We start from the raw sequence: 12,555 nt of genomic DNA, 5'->3' as shown, positions 1-12,555 counted from the left end.
CCGCACGCGAGGAGATCCAACATGAACCCGAACATCGTCGAAACCATCAACGTTGCGCGCGAAGTTGCGTGGCTGCCGTGGGCGGTGCAGTACTTTTTCCTCATCGGCCTGTCCTACGGCGCGTATCTGCTGTCGCTGCCGGGCGTCGTCTTCCGCCGCCCGGGCTGGGCTGGTATCTCGCGTCTGGCCCTGCTCGGCGCACTGGTGTGCGGCCTGGCCGCACCGGTGGCGCTGCTGGCGGACCTGCACCAGCCCGGCCGCTTCTGGCATTTCTATGCTTATTTCACGCCGACGTCGTGGATGTCGTGGGGCGCCTTCTTCATCCCGGTGTATCTGGGCGGGCTGCTCACCTACGCTTGGCTGGCCTTCCGCCCCGATCTGGCGCGCCATGCGCAAAGCGGTGGCAAGCTCTCCGGCTTGGCCAACGTACTCGCCTACGGCGGCCACGACAGCCGTGGCGCGCTCAAGGCGGCGGCGCTGCTCGCCTTCGTCGGCGCAGCGCTGGTGGCGCTTTACACCGGCGCCGAGGTTGCGGTCGTACAGGCTCGTCCGCTGTGGAACACGCCGCTGCTGCCACTGCAGTTCTTCGTCACCGCCTTCGCCGGCGCGGTCGGCCTGGCACTGCTGTTCAACCGCTTCAGCGTGCGTGACCAGGCTGCCAATCGCCGCATGGCCGGGGTGCTGGCCGCGACCCAGGTGGTGGCCCTGGCGGTGGGAGCATTGTGGCTGGCGCTCGGGCTCTCCGGCGTGTCGCCGGTCCATGCCCAGGCCCTGGCCGAAGTCGGTCCCTCGGCCAACTGGCAGCTCTCGGCGGCCTGGGCGGTGACGGCCACCGTGCTCACCCTGTTGCTGGCGTGGAAGTGGCCCGGGTCCGGCCTGCTGATCGGCCTGCTGGCTCTGCACTCGGCGTGGATGATGCGCTGGTCCATCTTCATCGGTGGCCAGGAGGTGCCCAAGACCGGCGCCGGCTACTACACCTATTCGCTACCGCTCGGCCCCGAGGGCCTGATGGGCATCGTCGGCACCGCCGGGCTGTGGGTCTTCCTCTTCGTCCTCATCACCACCTTGCTGCCGCTCGACCGCCTCGCGGCCGGCAACACCGACAAGGCTGCCGCCTGAGCGCGGGCGACCAAGGAGATACATCATGAAAATCGAACGTCGTGAAATCATCGCCGCCGGTGGCCTCGCCGCCTTTGCCGCAGGCTTCTCGCAGACCCTGGGCCGCATGGTGGCCAACTTCACCGGCCCCGAAGAGAAGAAGATCGCCGAAGGCCGGCACATCCACGGCCGCTCGGCCGAACCGGAATTCACCGTCGATCCGGTGAGCGGCGAGTTCACCCCCAACCCCAACCAGCAGGTCAGCTACACCGCCTGCCTGGGCTGCACCACCCAGTGCGGCGTGCGCGTGCGCATCGACAAGGCCAGCGGCCAGGTCATCCGCGTCGTCGGCAACCCCTACAGCCCGCTGTCGACCGAGCCCCACCTGCCGATGAAGGCGTCGGTCAAGGAGAGTCTGGTGGCGATGTCGCGCTTCCAGGACAAGGGCCTGGCCGGGCGCTCGACCGCCTGTGGTCGCGGTAACGCGGCGATGGACCAGATGAACTCGCCCTTCCGCGTGCTCACCCCGCTGAAGCGCGTCGGTGCGCGCAACTCCGGTCAATGGCAGCCGATCTCCTTCGAGCAGCTGGTGAAGGAAGTGGTGGAAGGCGGCGACCTGTTCGGCGAGGGCCATGTCGATGGCCTGGCCGCACTGCGCGACCTGGAAAAGCCGATCGATGCCGAGGCCCCCGAGCTAGGCAAGCGGGTGAATCAGGTCGCGGTGCTGACCAGCGTCAATGACGGCCGCGAGAACTTCAGCCGCCGCTTCTGGAACCAGGCCTACGGCACGCTCAACCACGTCGGCCACGGCTCCTACTGCGGCGGCGCCTACCGCTCCGGCTCGGGTGCGTTGTTCGGCGACGTCAAGCGCATGCCGCACGCCAAGCCCGACCTGGCCAACGCCGAATTCGTGCTCTTCATCGGCACCGCGCCGGGCAACGCCGGCAACCCCTTCAAGCGCACCGGCGGCATGCTCGCCAAGGGACGTGCCGAAGGCCGGCTGGATTACGTGGTGGTCGACCCTGTGCTGAACAACTCGCACAACCTTGCCGCCGCCGAGCACGGGCGCTGGGTGCCGATCCGTCCGGGCACCGACGGTGCGCTGGTGATGGGCATGATGCGCTGGATGTTCGACAACGAGCGCGTGAACACCGCCTACCTTGGCTGGCCCAACCTCAAGGCCGCTCAGGCCGCGGGCGAGCCGTCCTTTACCAACGCCGGCTGGCTGGTGATCGCCGAGGACGGCCACCCGCGCCAGGGCCGCTTCCTGCGCGGCTCCGACATCGGCATGGAAGTCGCGGCGGAGGAGAAATACAAGGACGCCGACCCCTACGTCATCGCCACCGCCGGCGGTGAGCTGGTTGCGGCCGAAACCGCGACCGTGGCGGCGGTGCTGGAGGCCACGCGGGTGATCGAGCTCGGCGGCAAGCCGGTGACGGTGAAGACGCCCTTCGAGCTGCTGCGAGAATCGGCGCGTGCGCTGTCGATCGCCGAATACTCGGCCGTCTGCGGCATCCCGGAGGACGTGATCGTCGGCCTGGCTGACGAGTTCACCCGTCACGGCCGCAAGGCGAGCGCGATTGCCCACGGCGGCATGATGGCCGGCAACGGCTTCTACAACGCCTACGCCGTGGTCACGTTGAACGCGCTGATCGGCAACCTGAACTGCAAGGGCGGCTTCGTGATGAACGGCGGCGGCTTCAAGGACAATGGTGCCGGCCCACGCTACGATCTCGAGACCTTCCCGGGCGAGCTGAAGCCGTCCGGCACCCCGCTTGGGCGCAACGTGGCCTATGAGCGCTCGGCCGAGTTCAAGCGCCGCCAGGCCGAGGGCAAGCCCTATCCGGCCAGCGACGCCTGGTTCCCCAACGCGCCGGGCTTGGGCACCGAATGGTTCACCGGTGCACTGCGCGGCTATCCCTACAGCCTCAAGGCTTTGGTGCTGTGGAGCTGCAACCCGCTGTACGGCATCACCGGTGTGCGCCCGCTGATCGAGCGCGACCTCGCCGACCCGAAGAAGCTGCCGCTGATCATCTCGGTCGACCCGTTGATCAACGAGAGCAACGCCTTTGCCGACTACATCGTGCCCGACTCCATCATGTACGAGAGTTGGGGCTGGGCCGCGCCCTGGAATGGCGTGCCCACCAAGGCCACGACCGCGCGCTGGCCGGTGGTCGAACCCAAGGCGGACAAGACCCCCGACGGTACGCCGATCGGCATGGAGACCTTCTACATCGCGCTCGCAAAGGCGATGAAGCTGCCCGGCTTTGGCGGCGAGGCGATCGCCGACATGGACGGCAAGCGCCATCCGCTTGAGACGCCCGAGGACTGGTACCTGCGCGGCGGCGCCAACATCGCTTTCGCTGGCAAGGCGCCGGTGGCCGACGCCTCCGACGAGGATCTGCAGCTCTCCGGTGTCGATCGCCTGCGCCCGCAGCTGGAGGGCGTGCTCAAGCCCGAGGAGTGGCGCAAGGTGGCCTTCCTGTTCACCCGTGGCGGGCGCTACCAGCCGGCCACCGAGGCGCAGGACGCGGAGCAGCCCGAGTGGCAGGCCAACCGCTTCACGAAGCCGCTGTGGCTGTGGAACGAGATGATCGGCAGCGCGCGCAACACGCTCTCCGGCGCGCGCTTCCTCGGCTGCGCGCAATGGACGCCACCGGCCTTCTATGACGGCACGCCGATGCGCGAGGTGCATACGGAGGCGGACTGGCCGCTGCAGATCATCAGCTACAAGTCGGCGCTACAGAACTCGTACAGCATCGCTACCCGCATCACCGGCCTGCACCCGGACAATCCGGTGGTCGTGCATCCGGTCGATGCCGAAAAGCTGGGCCTGAAGACCGGCGACGCCGCGCGCATCCGCACCCCGGGCGGCGCGGCGGCATGCACGGTGATCGTGCATGAGGGTGTGGTGCCCGGGGTGATGGCGATCGAGCACGGTTACGGCCACCTCGAACTGGGCGCACGGGCGCATCGGATCGGCGACCGGGTGCAGCCGGACCGCCCCGACCTGCGGGCGGGCATCAACCTCAATGACCTCGGCCTGTCCGACCCGACGCGTGGTGGCAAGGGCATCTGGGTGGATGCGGTGTCGGGCACCTCGGTGCGCCAGGGTATTCCGGCCCGGCTTGAGCGGGTGTGAGGCCAGAAGTCCGCGACTCGACCGGTTCGATTCGCGGCTGCCGCCGTGCCATGGGATCGATGCAAACGCAGGCGCGCCGGCAGAGGTGTGATTGGGCGGTAGCGTCTCAGTCCAGGCCGGTGGGGTCCGCGCGCAGCATCAGGCGCGCGAGCTCGGCGGCGCTGCCGACTCCGGTCTTTTCCATGACATGGTGGCGGTGTACATGCACCGTCTTCTCGCTGATGTCGAGCTCTCGCCCGACCAGCTTGTTGGGTAGCCCCAGGGCCACCAGGCGGGCGACCTCGCGCTCGCGTGGCGACAGGCGCTCGAGAACCAGCCTGGCCTCCTCGCAGCGCGCGCTGCGGGCGCGGGCCTCACAGCCGAGCTTCACCGCACGGCCGACAGCATCGATCAGGGCCTGGTCCTTGAACGGCTTTTCGAGAAAGTCGCAGGCGCCGTGCTTCATCGCTTGGACCGCCAACTCCACGTCACCATGTCCGGTGATGAACACGATCGGCGCCTCGAAGCCGCGCTGGTGCAGCACCTGCTGCAGCTCCAGTCCGCTCATCATGGGCATGCGGATGTCGAGCACCAGGCAGGCCGCCTGGGTGGGGGCGGCTACGGCGGAGAGGAAATCCTCGGCAGAAGCGTGGGCAGCGACCTGCCAGCCCATAGATTCGAGCAGGAAGACGGTCGAGCGGCGAAAGGCGGCGTCGTCGTCGATGACGTGGATCAGAGGTTCTTCGTTCGGGCTCATGCGTCGGTGGGTTTCGCTGTGGATTGAATGTACCGCTTGGCTTGCGGCAGGGTGAGCACGAAGATGGCGCCCGGTCCGTCGTCCGGAATATCCGCGCTCAGCCGACCGCCGTGGGCTTCGGCGATGCCGCGGCAGATCGACAGGCCGAGTCCCATGCCGTCGGCCTTGGTGGTAAAGAAGGCCTCGAAGAGTCGGTTACGCGTGGCTGCGTCGATTCCGACGCCGTAGTCGCGTACGCGGATGTGCAGGCTGTCGGCGTCGGTGTCGAGCGTCAGCAGGATGCGCTGGCGTGCGACGGGCAGCCCGTGGCTGGCGTCCCAGGCATTCTTGAGCAGGTTGAGTATCACTTGCTGGATCTGCAGGCGGTCGAACTCGGTGCATGCATCGGCCGGTAGCTCGTCCGCGATCCGAACCTCGGGTGCGTGCGCCAGCATGCCGCGAAAGAGGGCGACAGTCTCATCGACGACGTCGCGTACGGGCTGGCGTTCGCGGCTCGCGGCACGCTTGCGTGCGAAGACGCGGATTTGGCCCAGGATGCCCGCGGCGCGTTCGGCCTGGCCGGCAATCTCGCCACCTGCCTCGCGCACTGCAGCTTCCGTCAGGCGCTGGTTGTCGGCTCGGCGCACCAGGCTGTTGGCGTAGTTTGCGATGGCGGCCAGCGGCTGGTTGAGTTCGTGGGCGAGGGTGCCCGACAACTCGCCCAGTACCGACAGGCGCGAAAGGTGCTCCGCCTGCTCCTGTGCGGCATGCATGTGTTGCGTCAAAGCCTCCCGCTCGGCGAGAGCATGGCGTAGTTCGGCGGTGCGGCGCTGCACCAAGTGTTCGACACGGACGGTATAGATGATCCAGCCCAGGAGCAGCAACGCAAAGCCTGCTACCCATGGCCAGTAGCGTTCGGCCAGCGCCATCAGCGTGGGGGCACGCAGGTAAGCGTAGGGACCGATCTCGAGGCGCCGGAACAACTCGTGGACCGCCTGGTAGTCCGCCGGTACCGCCCATGCCAGGCCGTCACGCTCGGTACGCATGCCGAGCAGCGCGATCGCGACCATACGTGAAAGCTCGGGTGACGTGTGGCGCAGGGCGGCGAGTGGCCAGTCGGGGTAGAGCGGGGTGGAGCTGGCGCAGGCGAAGCCAGGCTCGTTGCGCGGCGACAGTACGCGAAAACGCTCCTGCCAGTCCGCCCGGTTCTCGAGCAGGCAGCTGCGCAGCACGCCCGCATCGGCCAAGCCGGCGTCAAGCGCTGCGACTACGCCGCTCATCGGGAAGCCGACTTCGTGCAGGGCGGCGAGATGCCGCTCGGGCGACAGGCCGAGTGCGTCGAGCTCTCCCCACAACATCTGGAAGCCGCCGAAGCCTTCACGGCCGACGATGGCCAGGCGCTTGCCCCGCAACTCGGCGAGGCTATGAAGCGGGCTGTCTGCCGGTACGATCACCGCAGAGCCCAATGCACGCTCGGGTGATCGTCCCCCGCCGGCGTCGAGCGTGAGGATTCGACTAGCGCCGAGTTCAGCTTCGAGCTCGACGTAGTGTCCCGGGTTGGTGATGATGAAGTCGAGTTCGCCTTGGCTCGCAGCAAGGCGCAAGCCATCATGGTCGAGATGGACGAGTGCGGGGGTGTGTCCAGGCAGGCTGGCCTGCAGCCGGCGTAGGACGGGTGACCATTCTTCGACTGCGGCTTCCGAGCCTAGGAAGGCGAGCACGCCAATGCGCAGGGGCTGGGCTGCACAGGCGGGTGCTAGGGGCAGGAGGGCAAGCAGCATGTACCCCAGGGCGGCGCAGAGGCGAGAAACGTAAAGAGGCCTGGACATGGGTGCAAAATCGCTGTTTGCGGCAGAGGCGTCAAGCCCGCTGGCGCATGGATCTCGGAGCAGGGGAGGAGCAGGGCATGAAGCTGCTGAGTTGGAACATCCAGTGGGGGCGTGGGGCTGATGGGCGGGTGGACCTCGCCCGCAGCGCGGCGGCGATCCGGGCGGCGGGAGACTTCGACGTCATTTGCCTGCAGGAGGTTGCGTGCAATTTCCCCGGGCTGGCAGGCGGGGCGCGGGAGGATGAAGCCGCTGCGCTGGGCGCGGCCTTTCCGGGGTATGAGGCTGTCTATGCGGCGGCCGTCGATCTGCCGGACGGCGAGGGCGGGCGTGCCCGCTTCGGCAACCTGCTGCTGTCGCGCCTGCCTGTCGGACAGGTGTTCAGGCACCTGCTGCCTTCGCCCGCGGACCCGGCGTACCCGGCGATGCAGCGTGTGTGCGTGGAGGCCGTGGTGCAGGCGCCGTGGGGCGCGCTGCGGGTGATGACCACGCACCTGGAGTACTACTCGGCGGTCCAGCGTCGCGCCCAGGTCGAGGCGCTGCGCGGTCTGCAGGCCGAGGCAGCCGATCTGGCCGCGCGCCCGCCCGCACTCAAGGAGGCGAATCCGTCGTTTGCCGCGCCGCAGCGCCCGGCAGCGGCCGTGTTGTGCGGGGATTTCAACTGCGAGCCCGGTTCGGCCGAGCATCTTGCCATGCTGCAGCCGCTACCGGCGGCACCCTGGGGCGATGCGCGTGCGCACTGGGTAGACGCGTGGCAGCTCGTTCATGGCGCACAGCCTCATGCGCCCACAGTCGGCCTGCATGGCGCCGAGTGGCCCGATCGCGCCTATTGCTGCGACTACTTCTTCGTCACCACCGACCTTGCAGCCCGCGTGCGCGAGCTGGAGGTCGTGGCGGACACGGCGGCGTCGGACCACCAGCCGGTGGTTCTCACCTTCGAGGCTCAGTCTTCGAGCAGGGCCTGAACCACGGCAGCGGGGTTCTCGTCGAGCATGCCGTGGCCGCAGGCTGCAAGCACGACCAGGCGCGCATTGCCCTCTGCCTGGAGGGCGTCGGCGAGCGGGGTCACGGCCTTGAGCGGGGTCATGCGGTCGACCTCGCCGCACAGCAACAGGCTTGGGCCGCGGCGTCTGGCGGCGGCGGCCAGGCCGTTCTGCCAGGCGTCGCAGGCCGCCAGATCGGAGGCCAGTACTGCTGCGCCATTGCGTTGCATGCGCGCGGTATTGGCTTCCTCCAGCGCCTGTCGCCGGGCTTCGCCGATCAACTCCGCCGGAGCGAAGGAGAATTTGTTGATCAGGGCGTGCGCCTGTTGAGGGTCGTTACGCGCAGCATCGAGCACGAAGGGGGCGACCGGCATGGGCGCCAGGCTGCCGATCAACACCAGGCGGCCCACCCGTGTAGGGGCCGAGTCCGCTGCGGCGAGTGCGACCAGCGAGCCCATGCTGTGACCGCCGAGGTCGAAGCGACCCAGGCCAGCGGCGTCCGCGAATGCGAGCACCCAGTCCGCCATGGCATCGATGTCGAGACACGCGTCGCCGCTTGAACTGCCATGTCCGGGAAGGTCGACGGCGATCGTGCGCCTGCCGGCTTGAGCCAGGCCTTCGGCAACAGCTTGCCAGATGCCGCGGTCGTGTCCGGCACCGTGGACAAGGAGCAGGGGGTGGGCCGTCGTCGGGCCAAAATCGTCATAGGCGGCCAGATGGCCGCGGAGAGGAATCGTAGGCATGGATGTCTCTGGTGACTTGCAGCTTGCATCAATGCGCCCGGCAGCTTGTGCGGCAGGGCTTGATGCACGGTGAGTGGGGTGCGGAAGGTAGCCGGGCTGCGGCTCGAAGTGCAAGGCCCGATGCGTCAGGCGTATTCGTCAGGGTCCAGCATGTGCTCGATGGCGGTGATGCGATCCTTGAGCGCGAGTTTGCGTTTCTTGAGCCGGCGCAGCATCAGCTCGTCTTCCGATGGCTGCTGCGCAAGGCGCGTGATCGCATCGTCCAGGTCCCGATGCTCGCTGCGCAGCTCCTCGAGGCGCCCGCGCAGGCTGGTGACCTCGTCGAATTGCTCGTCCGTCATGAATACGCTCCCCCGATCTGGATCTGCATGCGCTCAAGCGCACGTCTGCCCCGCCATTGTTTGCCAATGGTATGCGGGGCAGGCGGGCCTGACAATGCGCAATGAAGCGCAGGAGGGTGGGCGCCGATGACGGCGCCTCAACCGTCCGCTCAGTGACGGAAGCGTGACACCAGCTCTCCGAGCTCTCTGGCGATGGTGTCCAGGGACGTTGCCGACGAGGCGGTCTGTTCGGTGGATGCGCTGGTTTCCTCCACCATCTGGGCAATGCTCTCGACCTGCTGCGCGATGGCCGTGCTGGCGGCGCTTTGTTCCCGGGTGGCAAGCGCCACCTCGCGGATGCGGTCGAGCGTCGTGTGCGCGCCTTCGCGGATCTTGCGCAGCGACTGTTCGGCCTCGCGGGCAAGCTCCACGCCGCGCTCGACCTGGGGCAGCGCCTTGTCCATGGATTCGACGGCGCTGCCCGTGTCGCTCTGGATGGCGCCCGTCATCGCACTGATCTCTTCGGTCGCGGACGAGGTCCGTTCGGCAAGCTTGCGGACTTCGTCCGCGACCACCGCGAAGCCGCGGCCTTGCTCGCCTGCGCGAGCGGCCTCGATGGCAGCGTTGAGCGCAAGCAGGTTGGTCTGTGCTGCGATTTCCTTGATTACCTCGGTGATCTTGGAGATCTCGTTGGCACGCGTCTCGAGCGAGCGGATCATTCCCGCAGCGGCGGAGGTCTGTTCGGAGATCACGGTCATCTCGCGCGCCGCCTCGGCAACCTGGGCCTCGCCGCCCTGGGCCAGCTGCGCTGCCGAAGAGGAGTACTGCTCAGTGTCGCGGGCAAGGTCGGAGATGTGGTTGATGGAGACGGTCAGTTCCTCGATCGCGGCAGCCATGGCTGCCGTGGAGTCGGACTGGCGGAGCGAGGCTTGGGCGACCTGGCCCGACGAGGTCGAGATGTTCTCGGCGGTGTGCCGCACGACGCCGGACTTTGCCGAGATCTCGCCCACCATCTGGCGAATCGCGCTCAGCATGCGCGACAGCTCGGAGAGCAGGCTTCCGCGTTGCGCGTTGGGAATGGCAACGGTGAGGTCTCCCGAGGCGGCGAGGTCCATCAGGCGCATTGCTTCGGTTGGCTCGCCGCCGATCTGGCGCAGCACCGAGCGGCCGATCTGAACACCGAGCGCCACCACGACCAGCATGATCACCAGGCTGACAAGCATATCGACCAGCACGCTGTTCCAGAACTGGGTCTCGACGTCATCCATGTACACCCCGGTACCGATGACCCAGCCCCAGGGCGCGAAGGTGGCGACGTACTGCAGCTTGTCGACCGGGTCGGTGCTGCCCGGACGGGGGAAGGCGGTATCGACGTAGCCGGAGCCGTTGCGGCTGGCTGTGCCGACCACGTCCTTGATCGTGTAACGCCCCTTGCCGTCGCGGACCTCGTTGCTCACATCGCGCCCCTTCCACTCCGGGCGGAAGGGGTGCATCACCGTCGTCGCCGACAGGTCGTAGATGTAGAGGTATTCGGTCTTGCCGTCGTCGCCGCCGTAGCGCATTGCCTGAATGGCCTGGATGGCCCTCGACTGGGCTTCCGGAGCGCCCAGCTCGCCACTGCGGGCGTGAAAGGCAGCCGAGACCTGCACGGCGCTCTCGACGATGGAGCGGACCTGGAGCTTGCGCGTTTCGGTGAGCTCGGCCTTGAGCTGGATCGCATCCAGGACCATGACGGTAGCCAGGCCCAGGAAGGTGGCGGCGATCAGCAGGATGATCTTGGTTCTGAACTTCAGGTTGTCGAGCATGGCTGTCCCCAGGCACCGTTGATGTACTCAACGCCGGTATCGGCGATAAGCCTGGAGACTTTAGCAGTTTATTGCGAAATGCTACGGCTCGCTCCGCCACGACCGAGGCGGCGGGGGGGCGAGCTTTTGCGAGCCTTTGGTCACATGCGATCGATCACGAGGTAGACCAAGGTCTGGTTGAGCAGCAGATAGGCGATCTCGCCGAAGGTCATCGGTCCGGTGAAGGCGCCTGTTCGGCGCCCCTCCAGGCCGTCATGCACGTAGTTGAGAATGCAGTTGCACGAGAACGCGGCGTGTCCGCCCTCTGCGCTCGAGTGCGTCGGCGGCAGCCGGCGGGCCAGGCGATAGGTGGTGTCCTTGAATACGGGGGCGTAGAAGTCGACGCGCCCGGTGCTGGCATCGATGCTCTTGAAGGACACGTTGACCATCGCCCCGCAATAGTCGGCGACCAAGGGCAGGCGCAGATCGCCGCCATGTGCTTCGAGGTAGTCCGCAAGGAGCGCCGGAGCGCCATTGACGAGGCATTCGTGCGCCGAGAAGCCCGTTTCCGGAAAGCGGATGTTGTCGCCCCGGCCTTGCTCCAACAGATTGATGATCTCCACCCGTGCGTAGCAGTCGTCCGGGAGAGTGACATGCATCACCACCGCGCGCTCGGAGTCGAACTCTCCCGTTTGCCCGTTGATCACCATGGGGGTGGCGCGTTCGATATCGTCGAGGTGGCAGCCCGATACCCAGCCGACGAGGGGTTTCACGAACATGTCGTCGAACCCCGGCGCGTTGCGCGCGTAATGCGAGTGCACCGCAGAGAACGCCGGAATGATCAGTATGGAGTAGCCGTTGTCCGGGGCTTCCACACATATCCGGTCGAGCGAGGTCACGTCATGGAAGCGGATCCGCGGTGCTGGCGAGACGTGTGCGATCTCGCTCACGAATACGCGATTGCGGCTCATCTCGCCGCCGTCCTGCGCCATGAAGTACGGAATCGTGCCGCCGATCCAGTTGCCGCGCGGCAGCTGGCGCAGCAAGTCCTCGTCGCCGGCAATGGTCAGGAAGGCGCCACGTTCGATGCGCCGTGCTGCCTCGACAAGGCCGAGTAACGAACCGTTTGCGGAGGCGCTTTGCTCAAGAGGAGTCCCGGCCACGTCATTCGCTCCTGATCTGGCTGAGTTCATGCGCGAGCAGGCGCTTGTTCTTGAGGAAGTACCGGTGCAGTTCCTGCAACTTGAGCGTGCGCACCTCGACGTCGGAGATCATCTCGAACTGCGCGCGCAGCCGTGACAGCAGCAGCTTCAGGCCGAGGACGCGGATGTCGAGTTGTCGTCCGCCTTCCAGCAGCGCGACCCACACCGGGTCCGCCACGTCGGGCACGTCCGGGTCCGCCGCCGCGCCTGCGTCAGTTTCGCTGCCATGCGCTGCGATACGCTTGGCCGGGGTGCGATCGAAGCCCCAGCGGCCGCTGTCCATCGCATAGCGCAATCGCCAGAGTTCGGTGATCGGCAGGTCGAGCAGGGTGCAGATGCTCTGCAGGGTGCAGCCCTCGCGCAGAAAAGTGAAGATCCGCTCGTTGAGCGCGCGCGTGAATGGCAGGTCTGGTTCGCCGGCCCACGGTTGGCGCGACAGGTCGGCCGTGCCTGGCGCCTGGACGTGGATATGGATCTGCCAGGCGCCGAAGTTGGCGTGCCGCCAGGACAGTGTCCGCGTACCCGGCACAGGCCGCGCGCGTACGATGCCCAACCAGGGGCGAGGGGTTTCCAGTCCGATCCAGATGTCGTGGCGACGGCCACCATTCTCCTTGCAGTCGGTAACCGTCCACGGCGCCTCGACATCCAGCAGTGTTTGCCACAGGTGTCGCTCGTTATTCATTGTCGGCGGGTCTCCAGCCATCGGATCGAGTGATCAAGTGCGCCGCCGTGACGGCTGCGC

The 12,555-nt window shown here is 67.2% G+C and carries 10 protein-coding genes; 3 read left to right on the top strand and 7 right to left on the bottom strand.

Going from position 1 to position 12,555, the window contains the following annotated elements:
• Nucleotides 1-21: 21 nt before the first annotated feature.
• Nucleotides 22-1,119, top strand: coding sequence for an NrfD/PsrC family molybdoenzyme membrane anchor subunit (gene nrfD / locus P7F68_RS16055; protein ID WP_277834640.1), 1,098 nt, complete (start codon nucleotides 22-24; stop codon nucleotides 1,117-1,119).
• 25 nt (nucleotides 1,120-1,144) lie between these two features.
• Nucleotides 1,145-4,240: a molybdopterin dinucleotide binding domain-containing protein gene (locus P7F68_RS16050; RefSeq protein WP_277834638.1), complete on the top strand. Its 3,096-nt coding sequence runs from the start codon at nucleotides 1,145-1,147 to the stop codon at nucleotides 4,238-4,240.
• A gap of 106 nt (nucleotides 4,241-4,346) precedes the next feature.
• Here P7F68_RS16050 and P7F68_RS16045 read toward each other — a convergent pair whose 3' ends face one another.
• Both P7F68_RS16045 and P7F68_RS16040 read right to left on the bottom strand, forming a co-directional pair.
• On the bottom strand, nucleotides 4,347-4,976 hold the full coding sequence (locus P7F68_RS16045) for a response regulator transcription factor (protein ID WP_002941897.1): 630 nt from the start codon (nucleotides 4,974-4,976) through the stop codon (nucleotides 4,347-4,349).
• Entirely contained in the window at nucleotides 4,973-6,736 is a 1,764-nt protein-coding gene (locus P7F68_RS16040; protein ID WP_002930163.1) for a sensor histidine kinase, read from the bottom strand. The genes P7F68_RS16045 and P7F68_RS16040 overlap by 4 nt, the downstream gene beginning before the upstream one ends.
• 125 nt (nucleotides 6,737-6,861) lie before the next feature.
• Between P7F68_RS16040 and P7F68_RS16035 the strand changes: the two genes are divergently transcribed.
• Nucleotides 6,862-7,746: an endonuclease/exonuclease/phosphatase family protein gene (locus P7F68_RS16035; protein WP_002941901.1), complete on the top strand. Its 885-nt coding sequence runs from the start codon at nucleotides 6,862-6,864 to the stop codon at nucleotides 7,744-7,746.
• On the opposite strand, the gene P7F68_RS16030 is transcribed toward P7F68_RS16035, so the two are convergent.
• The 5 genes from P7F68_RS16030 to P7F68_RS16010 all read right to left on the bottom strand — a co-directional run bounded on the left by P7F68_RS16030 (nucleotide 7,725) and on the right by P7F68_RS16010 (nucleotide 12,495).
• Entirely contained in the window at nucleotides 7,725-8,507 is a 783-nt protein-coding gene (locus tag P7F68_RS16030; protein WP_277834634.1) for an alpha/beta fold hydrolase, read from the bottom strand. The two genes, P7F68_RS16035 and P7F68_RS16030, sit on opposite strands and share 22 nt — an antisense overlap.
• A 125-nt stretch (nucleotides 8,508-8,632) precedes the next feature.
• Nucleotides 8,633-8,848, bottom strand: coding sequence for a YdcH family protein (locus P7F68_RS16025; RefSeq protein WP_002930158.1), 216 nt, complete (start codon nucleotides 8,846-8,848; stop codon nucleotides 8,633-8,635).
• A gap of 149 nt (nucleotides 8,849-8,997) precedes the next feature.
• Nucleotides 8,998-10,632: a methyl-accepting chemotaxis protein gene (locus P7F68_RS16020; RefSeq protein ID WP_002941903.1), complete on the bottom strand. Its 1,635-nt coding sequence runs from the start codon at nucleotides 10,630-10,632 to the stop codon at nucleotides 8,998-9,000.
• Between the two features lie 140 nt (nucleotides 10,633-10,772).
• Nucleotides 10,773-11,774 (bottom strand): DUF6976 family protein, encoded by a 1,002-nt coding sequence (locus P7F68_RS16015; protein ID WP_277834632.1) that lies wholly within the window; start codon nucleotides 11,772-11,774, stop codon nucleotides 10,773-10,775.
• A 1-nt stretch (nucleotide 11,775) separates the two neighbouring features.
• A complete protein-coding gene (locus tag P7F68_RS16010) occupies nucleotides 11,776-12,495 on the bottom strand; it encodes a hypothetical protein (RefSeq protein ID WP_277834630.1) in 720 nt (239 codons plus the stop codon).
• Nucleotides 12,496-12,555 lie beyond the last annotated feature (60 nt).

The organism is Thauera mechernichensis (assembly GCF_029588855.1).
GTDB lineage: Bacteria > Pseudomonadota > Gammaproteobacteria > Burkholderiales > Rhodocyclaceae > Thauera > Thauera mechernichensis.
This window is presented reverse-complemented; position numbering and strand designations above follow the sequence as displayed.